This window comes from Gemmatimonadota bacterium, assembly GCA_009841265.1.
In the GTDB taxonomy this organism is placed as follows: domain Bacteria; phylum JAAXHH01; class JAAXHH01; order JAAXHH01; family JAAXHH01; genus JAAXHH01.
The window spans coordinates 1,278,222-1,296,482 of the sequence record VXMB01000009.1 but is presented as its reverse complement, the minus strand read 5'-3'; the positions used below and the strand labels follow the sequence as shown (position 1 = coordinate 1,296,482).

The following is an 18,261-nucleotide window of genomic DNA, read 5'->3' as shown; positions in this document are numbered from 1 at the left end:
TCCTGCTTTCTAGGGTGAAACCCGTCCCCCGCCCGTATGCAGGAACGCGCCGGGCAAATAGTCGATGAGATCACCGGCCACCAGGCTGTGCGGCCCCATGGTCTCCGCGCCGAGATCGCCGGCCAGGCCGTGGAGGTATACCCCCAGCCGGGCCGCGTCCCATGCGCCGAGGCCCTGCCCGAGCAGGGCCGCGATGAGGCCGGTCAGCACGTCGCCCGATCCGGCGGTGGCCATCCCCGGGTTCCCCGTGGGATTCACCGAGACCTGTCCCTCGGGGGAAGCCACCAGCGAGGCGGCCCCTTTGAGCACGAGGGTGACCTGCAGGGAACCGGCGGCCTGTCTCGCGGCCGCGACCCGGTCCGCCTCGATGTCGTCGGCGGCCATGCCGGTCAGCCTGGACAGCTCGAACACGTGGGGCGTCATGATGACTTCCGGTGCCGTGCCGGCCAGGCCGTCCGGTTGACCCGCGAAGGCGTTTACCCCGTCGGCGTCGATGACGACCGGCCGCTCGCTGTTCGATACGACGCGGCGGACCAGCGCGGAGGTCTCCTGTTGGCGCGTGAGACCCGGCCCGATGGCCAGCACGTCGGCCCAGGAGAGCAGGGCGTCGATGTCGGACTCGGCCGCGAGAGAAAGCGATCCTTCGGCGGTTTCGGGCAGGCCGCGAAGCATCACTTCCGTGTGTCTGGCCGTCAGGGCATCCATCAGGCCCGCGGGCGCACCGAGCATGACCATGCCCGCGCCGCCGCGCAGGGCCGCGCGGGAAGCCAGCGTCGCCGCTCCCGCCATGCCCGCCGAACCGGCGACGACGGCGACCTTTCCGCGGCTTCCCTTGTGGTCCCCGGGCCGGTGAACCGGGATCAGGCCGGCCATCTCGCTTCGCTCGGGCATGGAGAGATACAACCCCTCCGCCTCTACGGCACGGTCGGGAAAGCCGATGTCCGCGACTTCCAGGGCGCCGCACCAGGAACGGCCGGGAAAGGTAGCCAGGTCGACTTTAATCAGGCCGATCGCAAGCGTATGGTCGGCGCGCACGCAGGTCCATTCCTCACGGGGACGGGACTGCGGACTTCCGCAGCAGGGCGCCAGGCCCGACGGGGTGTCGACGGAGAGCACAGGAGATGAGCTGAGGTTGATCACCGCGATGGCGGCGCCGTATGGATCGCGCGGCGGTCCCTTCAACCCGGTGCCGAGGAGCGCGTCGATGATCAGCGCAGGGGGCCGTCCGGGCTGGCCGGGCAATTCGAGCGGACCGTCGGGCCGGAAGTCAGGAACCAGGCCGGTTTCCTCGAGCCGTTCCAGGTGCTTCTTAGCGTCGACCGGCAGGGCCGGCCTGGCGGCGAGCACGTGGCAGATGACCGTAGCGCCCCACAGATGGAGATATCGGGCGGCCACGAATCCGTCCCCCCCGTTGTTCCCCTTTCCGCACACTACGGCGACTGTCTTGCCGGCCACGCCCTCCAGGAGCTGCTTCGCGATTTCCGCCACCCGGCAGCCCGCCCTTTCCATCAGCTCATAACCGGACAGGCCGTAGTCTTCGATGGTGCGACGGTCGATCGAACGCATCTGAAGGGTGGTACAGAGCTTCATGGTCAAAACTCGCAGTCCGGACCGCGCTATGCCCCTTCCGCGCCGGTTCAGCCTTCCGCGCTATGCACTTTCCGCGCCGGCCAAGCCATCCGCGGCATCTTCGTAAAGTAGCTTCCGGGCTTGTTCCCTGGTCCGAATATCATGTATGGTCTGGATCGTTTCAAGCTTATCCAGCAAGCGGCCGACCTCCGGCCCCTCGGTCAGGCCCAGGTCGTCCATGATATCCGCGCCGTTCAAGATCAGGCCCTTCGCCCGCAGGTTCCGGTGCCGGGTGTAAAGCCGCAGGAGCCGGCGCGCGGCCTTCGCGATCCTGCCGCCCGCCGCGCTTCCCTCGTCCGGTCCGTGCGCAATGGCGAGGAGCGCCGCGCCGGGGGTATCGTATTTCGACCCGCGCAAAATCCGGCAGAGTGCTTCGTCATCCGGTTCCCCTGGAGCGGTCCCTTCGAGCAGTCTCAACGCCCCGAACACCAGTTGGTGGAGCGCCTGCCTTTCCCGCTTGCTCAGCCTCAACCGGTCGGCCGCGCCTTCGACCCGGTCGAGGGCCGGTTCCGTCGTAACCGTCGCACCTTCAATCCGGTCAGGAGCCCCGTCCGCACCGCCAGCCGCACCGCCAGCCCTGATACCGCACAGCACGAGGCTGGCGAATCGGAGGATCCACAGGCTGGTCCGGTCGCCCGCCATTTTAGCTTCGTAACCGGTAAGATGGGTGTAAAGTCCCTGATCCTCCATGCAAACGTCCCGTGCGATAAGCCGGTCCGTCCGTTCCAGCCGATGAGACACCGATGCCGACGACGTTCCCATCCACCCGGGAAAGAGCGACGCGAACACGCCGGAGCGGATCATGGCGGACACCCGATCCGACGTGCGTCGCCTCCCCATGATCAAGGACAGTTCGTAAAGCAGGCGTTCTCCCGAAACCTCCCGCAGGTCTTCGTCGCATGCCGCGATCCACGTCTCGGTACGGGGCGTGATGTCCAGGCCGAACTGGCCGGCAAGCCGGAACGCCCTCAATACGCGTAGCGGGTCGTCGCGAAAGGACGCTTCGGAAACGGCCTTGAGCTTCCCTGCTGCGAGGTCGGACGCGCCGCCCAGGGGATCGATGATCGACGGTCGGCCGTCCAGCAGGTCCGCCAGGCGGACGGCCATGGCGTTGATGGTGAAATCCCGCTTGCGGAGATCCGCCTCCAGGGAATCGCCCTTGAAGGACGATATATCGATCGTGAACCGGCGCCGCAACACGACGCGCCCGGTTCGGTCCGTATCGTCGAGCGGCACGAAGGGACACCGCAGGCGGTCCGCCAGTTTCCGTCCCAGCGCCAGTCCGTCCGCCGCGAGCGTAAGGTCCAGGTCCCGTACTGTGCGGCCCAGGACGGCATCCCGCACGGAACCGCCCACGAGATAGACTTCGTGATTCACTTCCCGGCACAGGTCGGCCAGATCGGAGGCCAGTCGCCTATGGGCCTTCAACAGGGGCTGAACAGGATCGACAAAGGCTGACATCGGGTATTCGAAAGGCGTGGGGTCGTGGGGTCGGAGGGGAAGTCGGCCACCGCACGGGGAACCGGCGCAACATGGGCCGGGACACCCGGTAGCCATCGAGCCGGATTCCACCGAAAACTATGGGCCCGAGTTATCCATGTCAAGGGATTTGTCGGTTGACAGGCCGGCGCTTTACGGTCCATCTTTAGCACAGGACGCGCGGTTCGAAAGCGTGCCGTCGGACAGGGCTTCGGAGGGTGATGATTCCAGATGCAACTCTACCCCGCCATCGACATCAGACAGGGGCGATGCGTCCGCCTCGTCAAGGGAATGCGCGACCACGAAACGGTGTACGGTGATTCCCCGGCGGACGTCGCATTGAAATGGAAATCGCAGGGCGCGACCTACCTGCACGTCGTCGACCTGGACGGCGCGTTCACCGGCGATGCGGGCAACCGGACGAGTGTCGTCGCCATCCTGGAACAATCCGATATGCCGGTACAGCTGGGCGGGGGCATCCGTACGCCCGAGGCCGTGGAGGCCTGGCTGGCGCTGGGGGTGCGCCGCGTCATCCTGGGCACGGCGGCCGTGGAGCGTCCCGACATGGTGCGGCAGGTGGTGGAGGCGTGGGGACCGGAACGCATCGTCGTCGGCATCGACGCCAGGGCGGGACGGGTCGCGGTCAGCGGCTGGACGTCCGGCGGGTCCTGTTCATCCCTCGAACTGGCGGAGGCCATGAAGGAAGCCGGGATCCGCAGGATCGTTTACACGGACATCGACCGGGACGGTACGATGAACGGACTGAACACCGGTTCGACGGCGCGCCTGGCCCGTGAGAGCGGATTGCGGGTGATCGCGTCGGGGGGCGTGGCCACGCTGGAAGACCTCGAACGGGCCTCCGGGGCCGCCGCGGACGGCCTGGAAGGGGTGGTGCTCGGGAAATCCCTGTACGAAGGAACGATCGATCTGTCGGAAGCCGTGCGCAAATACCAGTCTGCCCCTGGCGCGCCGGATCCTGGCGCGCAGGACTCTGGAGAGTAAACATGCCGGAAAACACCGTCGAAGTCCTGATGATCGAAGACAACCCCGTGCACGTGCAGCTGATTCGCCACTACATGGAATCCAGCCGGCTTACGACCCGGCTACACGTCGCCGGGACGCTCCGGGAAGGGCTGGACCTGATCGGGGAGACGTCCTTCGACGTGGTGCTGCTGGACCTTGTCCTTCCCGACAGCGCCGATCTCGACACGCTTCACAGCGTCCGGGCGGCCGCGCCGGACCTGCCGGTCATCATACTGACCGGGCTCGACGACGTTTCCCTGGCCGCCACGGCCGTGGAATCGGGCGCCCAGGACTACATCGTGAAGACCCAGGCCAACACGACCCTGCTCTCCCGGTCCATCCATTACGCTATCGAACGCGTGCGCGCGCGTAGCGGCGAATGGGATTCGGTCATGTTCAAACTGGCCCAGCAGCAGTTTCTCAAGGCGGCGCAGATCATGGGACTGGACGAGAACATCCGGGAACGTCTGCTCTTTCCCCAGCGGACCCATATCGTGACGCTCCCCTTTCGCCGGGACGAATACCATCTTGTGGAAAACGTTTTCGGATACCGGGTGCAGCACCTGCTCACCATGGGCCCGACCAAGGGCGGCATCCGCTACCACGAGGATGTGAACCTGGGGGAGGTCTCCGCCCTGGCCATGTGGATGACCTGGAAATGCGCGCTGATCAATCTGCCCTTCGGCGGCGCCAAGGGCGGCGTCCGGATCGACCCGACCGACCTGTCCCGCCGGGAGTTGCAGCGCCTCACCCGCCGCTTTACGTCGGAAATCATCGACATCATCGGACCGGACAAGGACATCCCCGCCCCGGACATGGGCACCGACGAGCAGGTCATGGCCTGGATCATGGATACGTACAGCCAGCAGGCGGGCTACACGGTGCCGGGCGTCGTCACCGGCAAGCCGGTCGTGCTGGGTGGGTCCCTGGGACGCCGCGAAGCCACCGGCCGCGGCCTGGTCTACCTGATCGAGGCGGCCGCGAAGCACATGGGCATGTCCCTGGACGGCGCCACGGCGGTGGTCCAGGGCTTCGGCAACGTGGGCAGCAACACGGCGCGCTTCCTGGATGAAGGCGGGGTCAGGGTGGTCGCGGTAAGCGACGTCACCACCGGGATCTACAACGCCAACGGACTGTCGCTGGAGGACGTCTTCAAGTACTGCGAGGAAAACCGTTTCCTGAAAGGCTATCCCGAGGCCGACGAAGTCACCAACCAGGAACTGCTCGAACTGCCCTGCGACATCCTCGCCCCGGCTGCGCTGCAGAACCAGATCACCGGCGACAACGCGGACCGGTTGAAGTGCAGGCTTCTCGCGGAAGGGGCCAACGGACCCACCACGCTCGAGGCCGACGAGATCCTCGGGGAAAAGGACGTCTTCATCCTGCCGGACGTCCTGGGCAACGCCGGTGGCGTGACCGTCTCGTACTTCGAATGGGTGCAGGATACGCAGAACTACATGTGGACGCTCGAGGAGATCAACGGCAGGTTGCACACCATCCTCATCGACGCCTTCGGAAGGACCGTCCACCGGGCGGCCGAAGACAAGGTCGACATGCGTACCGCGGCGTTGATCGAGGGGATCAGCCGGGTGACCCAGGCGAAACTCCTCCGGGGGATCTTCCCCTGACGAACGCCGGCCGGCGTTGACCGGGAGGTAGGCCATGGCTTCAACGGAAACCAACGCGTCTTCGACGGAGATCGACGCGGCCTGGGTGCGGTTGTTGCAGAAAGCCGCCTACCTGTGCAGCGTGATCGTCATCGCGTGCTCGGTGCTCGTGCTCGCCGGCTGGCAGTTCGATCTTGCCGTCCTGCGGGGTCTGGTCAACCCCGGTCGGGTCCCCATGAATCCGCTCACGGCCGCCGCCTTTCTGCTGGCCGGCGCCACGTTGTGCGCCTTGCTGCCGAGGAACGCTTCGGCATATCGCCGCTGGACGGGTTTCGCCGGCGCGGGTCTCCTCATGGCGCTGGGGGCCGTCAAGCTGTTCGACGTGGACGTTGGCGGCAGGGGGATCGACCAGTGGCTCTTCGCGGCGTCCCTGAGCGGTAGCCGCATGGCGCCGCACACCGCCTTCACCTTCATGCTGGTGGGTCTCGCGCTCCTGCTCCTCGACCTGCGCGGGCCGAGACACTGGCTGTCCCACGTCTGCGTCATGAACGCCGGGATCATTGCCCTGCTGTCCCTGGCCGGTGCGATCTACAGCACCATGGTCCTGTACCGGGTTTCCGGCGTGATCCCCATATCCCTGAACACCGCGCTGGGTTTCGGCGTCGTGTGCGTCGGCATATTCTGCGCGCGTCCCCGCCGCGAACCGGCCGCCACGCTGGTCAGCGCCACGGCCGGCGGCCTCATGGCCCGCCGTTTGCTCCCGGCGGCCTTTCTCATTCCAATCATCCTGGGCTGGCTCCAGTTCCAGGGAGAGAGGGCGGGGTTCTACGGTGTGGAGTTCGGCCATTCGATCTTTGTGGTCTGTAACGTGATAGCCTTCAATATCCTGATCTGGTGGAACGCCCGCTCGATCGGGCAGATCGACGCGGAACGCACGCGAATGGCTCACGAACTGCACCGGCAGAACGCCCTGCTGGAGCAGACGACCCACGACATGGTGCTCTTCCAGGGGGAACTCCAGGAAGCCAAGGAGTCCGCCGAGGAGGCCAGCCGGGCCAAGAGCGAGTTTCTCGCCAACATGAGCCACGAAATCCGCACGCCGATCAACGGGATCACCGGTATGACCCAGCTCATGCTGCATACCGACCTCACTTCCCGGCAGCGGGAGTTCATGCGGCTCATCGATCAGTCCACGGAATCGCTCCAGGGCCTGTTGAACGATATCCTGGACTTCTCGAAGATCGAGGCGGGCCGCCTGGAACTCGAATCGATCCCCTTCGAACTGCGGGAGCGCATCGCCAATACCGTGCAGGCCATGTCGATCCCCGCCACGGAAAAGGGCCTCGAACTGGCGTACCGGGTCGCTCCCGACTTGCCCGACCAGCTCGTGGGCGACCCGGGACGGTTGAGCCAGATCGTGATCAACCTGGTCGGAAACGCCATCAAGTTCACGGAAGCGGGAGAAGTGGTCCTTTCCATGTCGCTGGCCTCGGAATCGGAGGAAACCGTGACGCTGGCCTGCGCGGTGGCCGACACCGGCATCGGCATACCGGAAGACAAGCAGCAGCTGATCTTCGACGTCTTCAGCCAGGCGGACAGTTCCATGTCGCGGAAGTACGGCGGAACGGGCCTGGGACTGGCCATCTGCGCGCAATTGACCGCCATGATGAACGGCCGCATCTGGGTCGAAAGCGAAGCAGGCCGGGGAAGCACCTTCCATTTTACCGTCGAAATGCAGAAACGTCGCGATGCGGTGGAAAAGCCGGTGGTGGACGCCGGGCCGTTGACCGGCCTGCGGGTACTCGTGGTCGACGACCATCCCACCAATCGGGGGTTCTTGATCGACATGCTGGCCGAATGGTCCATGCAGACTATGGAAGCCGGCACCGGAGTGGAAGCCCTCGCCGCCCTTACCGGCGATGACGGGGAGGCCATCCGGCTGGTCCTGCTGGACGAAACCATGCCGGAAATGGAAGAACACGGGCTCATCCGGGAAATCAACCGGTGTGCCGAAGGAAGGGACCTCGGCGTCATCCTGCTGGTCTCCGCCGGACAGCGGGCCGACCCCGGGATCGGCGATTACGTCGGGATCGCCTGTACGGTGAGCAAACCGGTCAAGCAGTCCGACCTGCTGAACGCCATCATGGATATCGTGGCCGGCACGTGCGCTCCCGCGCTGGAAGAGGGCGCCGGCGGCTTGTCCGAAGGAGTGGTGCCGCGGCGCATCCTCCTGGCCGAGGACGGCGTCGTGAACCAGCGCGTCGCGGTCCTCATGCTGGAATCCAGGGGCCACGCGGTCACCGTGGCAAACAACGGCCGGGAAGCGGTCGAGCGGTTCGAGGCCGGCGCCTTCGACCTGGTCCTGATGGACGTGCAGATGCCCGAGATGGATGGACTGGAGGCGACGCGGACCATTCGCGGCCTGGAAACGGGCAGCGAACATATCCCCATCGTCGCCATGACGGCCCACGCCATGAGCGGCGACCGGGAGCGGTGCCTGGAGGCCGGGATGGACGATTACCTGTCCAAGCCCATCCAGGCCCGGTTGCTGTACGCGGCGGTGGAGGGAATGCCTGCAGGGCCAAGAGAGGATCTCCCACCGATACAGGATTCGGAGGGCGTGGCTTCGGATGCCGCGCCCGTCGATTGGGAAAATGCCGTTGCGCAGGTGGGCGGGAACGAGGCCGTGATCGCCGAACTGGCCGGACTCTTCCTGGCCGAGTGCCCGGGGCTCGAGGCCGGCATCCGCGAAGCGGTTGATGCGGGGAACGCCGCCGACGTGAGACGGCATGCCCATACGTTGAAGGGCTCCGCCGGTGTTTTCAAGGCCGACGCCGTCGTCGACGCAGCCCAGCGCCTGGAGAAGATGGGAAGGGACAGCGACCTGGATCATGCGGAAGAGGCTTTGTCGACGCTCGCCCATGAACTGGACCGGTTGAAGCCGGTCCTCGCGGAACGCGTCGCCGAAGCGAAACTGCAGGCCGGGAGTGGAAACTGATGGGCACGCTTCAGGAACTCACCGCTAAACTCGTTTCGATCGACTCGACGAATCCCACGCTGTCACCGACCGCCGCGGGCGAGCGTGAAATCGCCGCCTTCGTTGCGGACTGGTGCCGGGACCGGTCCCTCGACGTGCGGATCGTGGATGCGGACGGACGTCCCAGCGTGGTTGCCGTCGCGCGGGGAACGGGTGGCGGCCGCTCGCTCATCCTGAACGGTCATCTCGATACGGTCGGCGTGGACGGCATGGACGACCCCTTCCGTCCGAGGGTCGAAGAGGGCAGGATGTACGGCCGCGGCGCCGGCGACATGAAGGCTTCCGTCGCCGCGATGATGGCTGTAGTGGCCAGCGCGCGGACCATGGATCTGAGAGGGGACGTGATCATGACGGCCGTCTCCGACGAAGAGGCCTACAGCGTCGGTACCACGGCTGTTCTGGACAGCGGCGTGACGGCCGATGCGGCCATCGTGACCGAACCCACCAACGGAGATGTCCTGGTCGCGCACAAGGGTTTCGTCTGGGCGGATGTCACCACGCACGGCCGCGCCGCCCACGGCTCCAGGCCGGAAGATGGGCTGGACGCCATCACGAAGATGGGGGCGTTTCTCCGGGGGCTCGAGGATCTTCAGGCCGAACTGGAACAACGAACCGGAGATTCGCTGCTCGGTTCCGGATCGGTGCATGCATCGGTCATCGACGGCGGCCGCGAGATGTCAAGCTATCCCGCGACGTGCCGCCTGGGCGTGGAAAGGCGCACGGTCCCGGGAGAGACGGCACGGAGCGTGATCGCCGAGCTGGAAGACATTGCCGTAGGATGCCGCCGGGCCGATCCGGGTTTTCAGGCCACGATCGATCTGACTTTCGAACGTCGGCCGTTCTCGATCGATGCCGGTCATGAGATCGTTGAACTGGTCAGGACGGTCGCCGCGCGGACATCCGGCCGCAGGCCCCGTGTCTCCGGAAGTGCGGGCTGGATGGACGCCGCGCTGCTGAGCGAACGCTCGATCCCGACGGTAATCTACGGCCCGGCGGGAGGCGATTTTCACGGGGATAACGAATGGGTGGACGTTGCGTCGATCGAAGCCTGTGCCGAGGTCCTCACGGAAGTAACTAAAACATACTGCGCATGACCGGCGCCCGGCGCGATGCGAGCCCTTCCCGGATCAAGTTCTCTTCCCGTACCGCTCCAGGTACCTGTTTTCCGCTTCGATCGTCCCGATGAGCAGGATCTCGCACCCGGTGGACAGTTTCATCGACGGCGGGGGACTCACGATGCTCTCCTTCCCGGTGAAAACAGCCGCGATGTAACATCCCGTCTCCGGGTAGACCTGCGACTCGGCGATGGTCCTGCCGGCAAGTTCACGGGGGAGCCTGACCCGGAAGAAGTTCAACCCTTCCGTGATCATGACAATATCGTTCCGCTTGAGCAGATTGAGGATGATGTTGGCGCCCATGGAAGCGTAGGACATGACGAAATCGGCCCCCGCCCGGTGCAGCGCTTCCACGTTCCGTTCCTCTTTCGCCCGGGTGATGATCTGGATATCCGGGCGCAGCTTGCGGCAGTAGATCGTGAGGTAGATGTTCATGTCGTCTTCATGGGACGTGATGATGACGGTGGGTGCGTCCATGAGACCGGCCTTCTTCATGGTCTCGATATCCGCCGCGTCGCCCAGTACGTAATGCTTTTCATCCCGGATCCGGTCGACCTGCTGCTCAATGATCCGGTAGTCCAACCCCCTCTCCACGAGCGTGCCCCCCGCGGACCGTCCCACGCGTCCTCCGCCGATGATGACGATGGGCGGATCGGATACGTTGTAGATGGCAAACAACTCATTGTAGGACGTGATCTGGCTTTCCGTCCCCAGGAGCACCAGGATCATCCGTTCGGTCAACGGCGTATCGGGCGCGATCACGTGGAACCTCCCCCGCTCCCACACGCCGACGACCGTGACGCCGGTCAATTCGCGAAGACGCGTCTCGCGCAGGGTCTTGCCGATGAGCGGGGTATCCACGATGCTCGCGTCGGCGACCATCAGGTCTTCGACGTTTCCGAGTACGTGGGACATGGAATCCACGCTCGAAGCGAGCCGGGCGAGGAGCTGCCCCATCTGCTGTCCCAGCTGGATCACGTGGGTGCAGCCCGCCAGTTCGAGGATATCCACGGAGTCGGGAGAATTCGCCGTCGCCAGGATGGGGATATCCTTGTTGATATTCCGGATCGTAAAGGCGATGCTGGTATTCAGCGTGTCCTTGCCGGTGGCCACGACGAGCGCCGCCTGGTCCACGTTCGCGTAGCGGTAGGTCTCGGCATTGTCCAGGTCGCCGTACACGACGTTGAGACCCCGGTCGTGAAGAAGCAGCGCTTCGTCCAGATTGGGTATGATGAATACGTAGTCGTTTCCGTACTGCTTGAGCCGGGCGGCAAGCGAACTCGTCACCTCGTCGTGATGGGTGATGACCACGTGTTCCTGGTATGCAGGATCCAGAGCTCTGGGCGCGCGTGCGATGGAGTGGGCGCTGAGCCAGGGCCGGTAGATGAACTCGACAAAGGCCACCGGAAGCACGATGATCAGCGTCGTCAGGCCCGTCAGCAGCACGCACAGTGAGAAAATACGGCCCAGGTCGGTGGTAAAGACGATGTCGCCGTAACCAAGCGTAGTCATCGTGACCAGCGTCCAGTAGAATCCGGTGAACCACGAATGTTCCCGTCCCTCCATTTCCTGGAGTTGGTGGAACAGGAACGTGTAGACCAGGATCAACAGGAAGAGGAAGATGAAAAACCGGTAGAAGAACTTCAGGTTTCCCGATCCGATCGTGGTGCGCAACACGCCCAGGTACTGTTTCAAGAAGGTCTGCATGGCGAATCCGGAGATGGCCGGTAATGGTTCGAGTCACGACGCGGCGAATCCTGCCCGCACCGCACACCGCATTGCGAAATTACCAGTCTAAGACCATCCCGGCGTACTGTCAAGCCCACACGGGAAGCCCGTGGCCGAAAAGTCGAATCCGCCCGGTTGCGTCCGCACCGCGGTCCCGTCCCCGTTCCCGGCCGCACCACGGACCCGTCCCCCGCCTCTGAGTTTTTCTCCTTGCTCCTCCGCCCGCCGTTCCTGTAACCTGCCAGATGCGCGCGGCGTTTCGGTCGCGGGCGTTCACGTCCCGTCCCGGGCGTTCACGTCCCGTCCCGGGCGGCCAGGTCCCGTCCCGGGCGGCCAGGTCCCGTCCCGGGCGACCGGAGGCCGGAACCCATCCCCCCATCCCCCCAACCCCAACGAACGGAATCGTAAATCATGGACAGCGTCATTTCGTACCTGGAAGGACAGCGGACCCAGGCCCTGGAGGGCTTGAAGGATTTCCTCCGCATTCCCAGCGTGAGCACCCATCCCCACCACCGGGAGGACCTGCGCCGGTGCGCCCGGTTCCTCGCCGGCGAACTGGAGCGGATCGGCATGCATAACGTGGCCGTGAATCCCACGCCCGGCCATCCCATCGTAACGGCGGATTGGCTCGGTGCGCCCGGCAAGCCCACCGTCCTGTTATACGGCCACTACGACGTACAGCCCGCCGAACCCTTTGAGTTGTGGGAAAGCGATCCCTTCGATCCCGTGATCCGGGGCGACAACCTCTACGCCCGGGGATCGACGGACGACAAGGGGCAGGTCTGGCTGCACGTGAAGGCGCTGGAGGCCCACCTGCGGGAGAACGGCCGGCTGCCCGTGAACGTCCGCTTGTTGATCGAGGGCGAGGAAGAGGTCTCGAGCGAGAACCTGGAAGCCTTCCTGGAAAACCAAAGGGAAGCACTGGCGGCGGACGTGGTGGTCATTTCCGACACGTCCATGTTCGACTACGAGCAGCCCTCGATCGGGTATGCCCTGCGGGGCATGGCCTACATGGAGGTCCGGCTCGAGGGACCCAACAAGGACCTGCATTCGGGCGTCTACGGCGGCGCGGTTCCCAACCCCCTGAACGTATTGTCGGAGATCCTGGCCAGGATGGTGGACGGCGACGGAAGGATCACCGTCCCCGGTTTCTATGACGACGTCCTGGCCCTGGACGATGAAGAACGTGCGTCGCTTGCCGCGCTGCCCTTCGACGAGGAAGGATTCGCCGGGAGACTGGGCCTGCCGGAATCCACGGGCGAGAAAGGCTACTCGACCCTGGAACGCCTGTGGGCGCGGCCCACCCTTGATGTAAACGGGATGCTGGGAGGATTCACGGGCGAGGGATCGAAGACCGTGATCCCTTCGAAGGCCATGGCCAAGGTGAGCATGCGCCTCGTGCCGAACCAGGACCCTGAAAAGATCGCCCGGTCGTTCGAAGACTACGTCAGAAGCCTCGCACCGCCCTCGGTCAAGGTGGAAGTCATCCATCACGGCACGGGCAAGCCAGTCCTCACGGCGCGGGACCATCCCGCTGTGACGGCCGCCCACGAGGCTATAACGCGGGGCTTCGGCAAGGAGCCCGTCTACATCCGGGAAGGCGGCAGCATACCGGTGGTGGCCATGTTCGAGGAGATACTCGGCCTGCCTACGGTCCTGATGGCTTTCGGCCTGCCCGACTGCGACGCCCACGCGCCCAACGAGAAGTTCCACCTGCCCAATTTCTACCGGGGCATCGACAGCGCGGCCTGGTTCTACGACGAATACGGACGATACGCGGACTGACAGGTCGTTACGCGGACTGACGGGCGGCCGCCCGTTTCTCCATGGCGTCCACCGAGGTCGCCACGGCGGCGTCGCCCGTGACGTTCACCGCGGTGCGGCACATGTCGAGGATGCGGTCGACGCCGAGGATCAGCGCGATGCCCGCGGCCGGCACGCCGATGGTCTCCAGGATGATGATCAGCATGATGATGCCCGCGCCGGGCACTGCGGCGGTGCCGATGGAGGCGAGGACGGCCGTGAGGACGATTTGCAACTGGGCGGTCATGTCGAGCCCGAGACCGAGGGCCTGTGCGATGAACACGGCGGCCACGGCCTGGTAGAGCGCGGTGCCGTCCATGTTGATCGTGGCGCCGAGAGGCAGGACGAAGGACGAAACCTCTTTTGAAACCCCGAGATTCCGTTGGCTCACATCCATGGTGACCGGGAGCGTGGCCCCGCTGGAACTGGATGAGAAGGCCAGGAGCTGGGCCGGGGCGATCCCCCGGAAAAACCGCCCGATTTTCATGTTGGAGAAGATCTTGAGCATGACCGGGTAGGTGATGATGCCGTGGATCAGCAGCCCCAGGAGGACCACCAGGCAGTAGAAGCCCAGGGCGCCAAGGAGTTCACCGACGGCGGACAGGTCGTCCTGGGCCACCTGGTTGATGGTCTTGGCGATCAGGGCGAAGACGCCGATCGGGGCGACGACCATGATCATGTTCACGATCTGGATGATGACCGACGTGAGACCTGAGAAGAAATCCACCAGGGGTTTGCTCTTGTCGGACGGGATCAGTACCAGGGCAATGCCGAAGAGGAGTGAGAAGAAGACGACCTGGAGCATGCGCCCGTTGTTGCTCAGCGCGCCGAAGATGTTATCGGGAGTCATGTCCACGAAGACCTGCAGCGGACCCCGCTCCCTGGCCGTTTCGGCCCGTTCCATGTCGGATTCCGCGTCGGTCTGGTAGGCCGCCTGCAGCTGTTCCTGCAACCCCTGGGGCACCCCCGTCCCGGGTTCGAGCAAATTGACCATGACGAGCCCGATAGTCACGGAGACGGTCGTCGTGAGGATGTAAATGGCGATCGTCCTGCCGCCGATGCGCGACAGTTTCCTCACGTCCGACAGGGAGGCGACGCCCATGATGAGCGAGCCCAGCACGAGGGGTACGGCGATGACCTTGAGCAGGTTCAGGAAGATGTCGCCGAAGGGCGAGATCCAGTCCTCTGTGAACCGGCTCCAGCCCATGGCCGCGGAGAGGATCCCGTAGAACAATCCGAGAATCAACCCGATGATGATCTTCCAGTGCAGGGGAAGGCGCCACAGGTTCATATAGTTTGATCGCTCCGCAGTCTCGGTCTATACGGGGACGTCGTGGAACAGACCCTGGACGGTCTGGACCAGTTTCGCCTCGTCGGGAATGGTCTGCGGTTCCAGCCCGGGACTGAAGGGTACGGGGACGTCCATGGCCCCCACGCGCTTCACGGGGGCGTCCAGGTAATCGAAGGCCTCGTCGGCGATCCGGGAGGCCAGTTCGCCCGTGACGCCGTAGCTCTGGTAGGCTTCGTCGACCACCACGGCGCGGCTGGTCTTCTCGACGGAACGTATGATCGTGTCCATATCGAGGGGGGACAGTGTCCTGGGATCCACCACCTCGATGCTGACGCCCTCCTTTTCCAGCATGTCCGCGGCCTTGAGCGCGGTATGCACCATGCTCGAGGTGGCGACGAGGGTCGCGTCCGACCCTTCCCGCTTTATGTCGGCCACGCCGAAGGGTATGGTGTAGTCGTCGTCTTCGGGCACTGGCCCCTTCAGGGCGTACATCATCTTGTCTTCGTAGATGACGGTGGGGTTGTCGTCGCGGATGGAGGACTTGAGCAGGCCCTTCAGGTCGGCCGGCGTGGAGGGGATGGCCACCTTGACGCCGGGTATGTGGGACAGCCAGGCCTGCAGGCTCTGTGAGTGCTGGGCCGCGGAGGAACGTCCCGCGCCGATCGTGGTCCGGATCGTCAGCGGCACTTTGGCCTGTCCGCCGGTCATGTAACACATCTTGGCCGCCTGGTTGACGATCTGGTCCATGGCTATGGTGATGAAGTCGCCGAACATGATTTCGACAATGGGCCGCATGCCCGTCAGCGCGGCCCCCACGCCGGCGCCCATGATGCCCGCTTCCGAAATGGGCGTGTCCCGCACCCGGTCTTCGCCGAACTCGTCGAGCAGCCCCACGGTGACCTTGAATACGCCGCCCGCGGCGGCCACGTCCTCTCCCATGAAGAAGACGGTCTCGTCCCGCCGCATCTCCTCCGCGATGGCCTCGCGGACTGCTTCGCCATAGGTGATCACACGCTCAGGCGTAGACATGGTCGGTCACCTCGTCGGCCGTGGGATAGGGGGATTCGTTGGCGAAGGCCACGGCGTCTTCCACCCTTTTCGTGATGTCTGCGTCGATGGTTTCAAGTTCCGTCTCGTCGACCATGCCCGCCTTCAGCATGCGCCGGGCGAAGCGGGGAATGGGATCTTTCGCGAGCCAGGTGTCCGTCTCCTCCTGGGTCCGGTAGGTTTTTTCCGGGTCGCCGTCGCCCACGTGGTGCCCACGGTACCGGTAGGTCTTGTTCTCGATCAGGCACGGCCCCTCGCCGGCCCGGGCCCGCTTTACCATCTCCACCGCGGTCTGGTGCACCGCAACGGCGTCGTTGCCGTCCACCACCGTGGCCGGCATGTTGAACCCCGCGGCCCGTTCGGCCACGTGTTCCCGGACGGCCGTTACGTCGCTGGCGGCCGTATATTCTCCATAGTGGTTGTTTTCACAGACGAACAGGACGGGCAGCGACCAGATGGAAGCCAGGTTGGCGGATTCCAGGAAAGCGCCCTGGTTGATGGCGCCGTCGCCGAAGAAGCACACGGCCACTTGCCCGGAACCGCGCATCTTTCCGCTCAGGGCCGCGCCGGTCGCCATGCCCATGCCGCCTCCGACGATGCCGTTGGCGCCCAGGATGCCCAGGCTCATGTCGGCGATGTGCATGGTGCCGCCCTTGCCGCGGTTGTAGCCGTCGACCTTGCCCATCATTTCCGCCATCATGCGGTCCACCTTGCCGCCCTTGGCGATCAGGTGGCCGTGGCCCCGGTGGGTGCTGGTGAGGTAATCGTCGTCGTTCAACGCCGAGCAGATGCCCACGGCCGAGGCTTCCTGGCCGATGTACAGGTGCGCCAGGCCGCGCATCAGGCCCTGGGTGTAGATCTCCAGAACGGCCTCCTCGAAACGCCGAATAGTCAGCATTTTGTCGTAGATTTCCCGGCACAGCGGCTCGGGCAGCGGCAGCGTTCCTTCGTCGCTGGAGGTCGTGATCAACTCCAGGGATTCGGACATGTTTCGAGCTCTCCTTAGCCGTAGCGGCGTGATTGGAGATTCGGTACGGACGTAACAGAATAAACGGTTCGGACGAATTGTGACATAATACGGGAGGGCCGGCGGCCAGGCAAGAGGAAAATACCCCCGCCGAGGCGCCGTTGATCCCACCCGGTTACAGCGGTTTCCACGCCTGCGCTCACCGGGTTTGTTCCGGCGCGAATCCACGGTTGATCCGGCGGACCAACGGCGGGGCGAAGAGGATCATCAGGACCGTCTCGGGAACGACGACGCTGGCATTGTAGAGCAGGGCGTAGAGCCACGGCGCCGACCATTCCTGGAGCAGGGGGGAGAGGGTGATCCCCGTGTAATCCCGGACCAGTTCGTAAACCTGCCGGTTCAGTTCCGGCGGTGTGAAGGCCGCGAAGTAGACCGCGCCGGACACCACGTGGCTTGCCAGGCGGAGTACGCCGGCCGCCAGGATGCCCACCCGGGGCCATGAAGGGAAGAAACCGATGATCCCGAGCAGCGCGTAGGGCAGCAGGTAGTCCAGGAAGACCTGTATGGGATGGAAGATGACCGGGTCGAGGATCAGCGTGACCAGGCCCGCGGCGAGCCCGCCGGCCATGCCCGCCCTGGGTCCGTAGGTGATCGCCAGGTAGACCAGGGGCAGGATCTTGAGCGAGAGCGAACCGCCCCACGGCAGCCGGTACAGACGGATGAACCCGAGGAGTACCGCGAGGGCAACGGCCACGGCCATGGCCGTCAGGCGGCGCGTGCCGGCGGCGCTATTCGCCGTCTTTGGATTCGCTTTCTTCGGGCTCGTGCTTGCCATGTCCGTTCATTTCGGCCACGCGCTTCAGTTTTTCCTGCTTGTCCAGTTTCTGCATCGTCACGAGGAGCGCCGTGTCGAGTTTCCTGATCCGTTCCGTGGTGGAAGTCAGTTCCAGCAGGGATTGCCGGTCCTTCAGCACCATGTCGATTGTCGACGCGATGATGAAGGAGAAGTGCACCGGGTCGAATATGCCGCGGATGGCGCCCACGCCCCTGGTCTGCAGGCGGATCATCTTCTGGTAGGCGTTCAGGACCTTCTTCAGGAGGTCGGAGGGGATGTCCTCGTTCTCGTCGTCGAAGTACTCCACGACGGCTTCCAGGTAGGACTCGCGGTTCAGTACGTCGAGGACCCGGAACCGCCTGCGGCCCTCGGTGAGGATATCCATGGAACCGTTCTCGAACTGTCTCAGGATCTGCGTGATCCGGGCCGTGCAGCCCACCTGGCACAACTGGGTTTCATGGAGGAGGAGAATGCCGAATTCCGTTTTCTCGTGGAGGCACTTGTGCACCATTTCCTTGTAGCGGGGTTCAAAAATGTGAAGGTGCAGGGGCATGCCCGGAAAGAGTACGGTATTGAGCGGGAAGAGCGGTATCTCGAGAGTGTTCATAGCCATGCTGGAGGTTCGGAATTCGAGAAAATGACGCGGGAAACCACTGTTGAAATGGATGACGAACGCGGCACGGTGGGCGGCGAATCCGGA

At 64.6% G+C, this 18,261-nt stretch carries 13 protein-coding genes; 5 read left to right on the top strand and 8 right to left on the bottom strand.

All coding sequences use genetic code 11. The annotated features are described in order from the left end of the window. Positions 1-9: 9 nt before the first annotated feature. Both F4X08_10470 and F4X08_10465 read right to left on the bottom strand, forming a co-directional pair. The gene (locus F4X08_10470) at positions 10-1,590 is read right to left on the bottom strand and encodes an NAD(P)H-hydrate dehydratase (GenBank protein ID MYD26225.1); all 1,581 of its coding nucleotides are present in this window, start codon (positions 1,588-1,590) and stop codon (positions 10-12) included. Between the two features lie 60 nt (positions 1,591-1,650). Then, positions 1,651-3,186: a CCA tRNA nucleotidyltransferase gene (locus F4X08_10465; GenBank protein MYD26224.1), complete on the bottom strand. Its 1,536-nt coding sequence runs from the start codon at positions 3,184-3,186 to the stop codon at positions 1,651-1,653. A 153-nt stretch (positions 3,187-3,339) separates the two neighbouring features. Here F4X08_10465 and hisA point away from each other — a divergent pair, with 153 nt between their 5' ends. From hisA to F4X08_10445, 4 genes are read left to right on the top strand one after another with little or no spacing between them, the layout of a single operon-like run. After that, the gene (hisA, locus tag F4X08_10460) at positions 3,340-4,110 is read left to right on the top strand and encodes a 1-(5-phosphoribosyl)-5-[(5-phosphoribosylamino)methylideneamino]imidazole-4-carboxamide isomerase (GenBank protein MYD26223.1); all 771 of its coding nucleotides are present in this window, start codon (positions 3,340-3,342) and stop codon (positions 4,108-4,110) included. 2 nt (positions 4,111-4,112) lie between these two features. Further along, positions 4,113-5,759 (top strand): response regulator, encoded by a 1,647-nt coding sequence (locus tag F4X08_10455; GenBank protein MYD26222.1) that lies wholly within the window; start codon positions 4,113-4,115, stop codon positions 5,757-5,759. Positions 5,760-5,793: 34 nt separating this feature from the next. After that, positions 5,794-8,736, top strand: coding sequence for a response regulator (locus tag F4X08_10450; protein ID MYD26221.1), 2,943 nt, complete (start codon positions 5,794-5,796; stop codon positions 8,734-8,736). Then, a complete protein-coding gene (locus F4X08_10445) occupies positions 8,736-9,869 on the top strand; it encodes an ArgE/DapE family deacylase (protein ID MYD26220.1) in 1,134 nt (377 codons plus the stop codon). The genes F4X08_10450 and F4X08_10445 overlap by 1 nt, the downstream gene beginning before the upstream one ends. A 33-nt stretch (positions 9,870-9,902) precedes the next feature. Here F4X08_10445 and F4X08_10440 read toward each other — a convergent pair whose 3' ends face one another. Continuing rightward, a complete protein-coding gene (locus F4X08_10440) occupies positions 9,903-11,597 on the bottom strand; it encodes a potassium channel protein (protein ID MYD26219.1) in 1,695 nt (564 codons plus the stop codon). A gap of 432 nt (positions 11,598-12,029) precedes the next feature. Here F4X08_10440 and F4X08_10435 point away from each other — a divergent pair, with 432 nt between their 5' ends. Next, a complete protein-coding gene (locus F4X08_10435; GenBank protein ID MYD26218.1) occupies positions 12,030-13,403 on the top strand; it encodes a dipeptidase in 1,374 nt (457 codons plus the stop codon). Positions 13,404-13,410: 7 nt separating this feature from the next. On the opposite strand, the gene F4X08_10430 is transcribed toward F4X08_10435, so the two are convergent. From F4X08_10430 to F4X08_10410, 5 genes are all read right to left on the bottom strand, one after another. Beyond that, on the bottom strand, positions 13,411-14,712 hold the full coding sequence (locus F4X08_10430; GenBank protein ID MYD26217.1) for a dicarboxylate/amino acid:cation symporter: 1,302 nt from the start codon (positions 14,710-14,712) through the stop codon (positions 13,411-13,413). Positions 14,713-14,739: 27 nt separating this feature from the next. Then, positions 14,740-15,741 carry an alpha-ketoacid dehydrogenase subunit beta gene (locus tag F4X08_10425; protein ID MYD26216.1) on the bottom strand — a complete coding sequence of 334 codons (1,002 nt, stop codon included), beginning with the start codon at positions 15,739-15,741 and terminating at the stop codon, positions 14,740-14,742. After that, positions 15,728-16,747: a thiamine pyrophosphate-dependent dehydrogenase E1 component subunit alpha gene (locus F4X08_10420; GenBank protein ID MYD26215.1), complete on the bottom strand. Its 1,020-nt coding sequence runs from the start codon at positions 16,745-16,747 to the stop codon at positions 15,728-15,730. The genes F4X08_10425 and F4X08_10420 overlap by 14 nt, the downstream gene beginning before the upstream one ends. Positions 16,748-16,925: 178 nt before the next feature. Continuing rightward, entirely contained in the window at positions 16,926-17,561 is a 636-nt protein-coding gene (locus F4X08_10415) for a hypothetical protein (GenBank protein ID MYD26214.1), read from the bottom strand. Then, the gene (locus F4X08_10410; protein MYD26213.1) at positions 17,515-18,174 is read right to left on the bottom strand and encodes a hypothetical protein; all 660 of its coding nucleotides are present in this window, start codon (positions 18,172-18,174) and stop codon (positions 17,515-17,517) included. The genes F4X08_10415 and F4X08_10410 overlap by 47 nt, the downstream gene beginning before the upstream one ends. Positions 18,175-18,261: the final 87 nt, after the last annotated feature.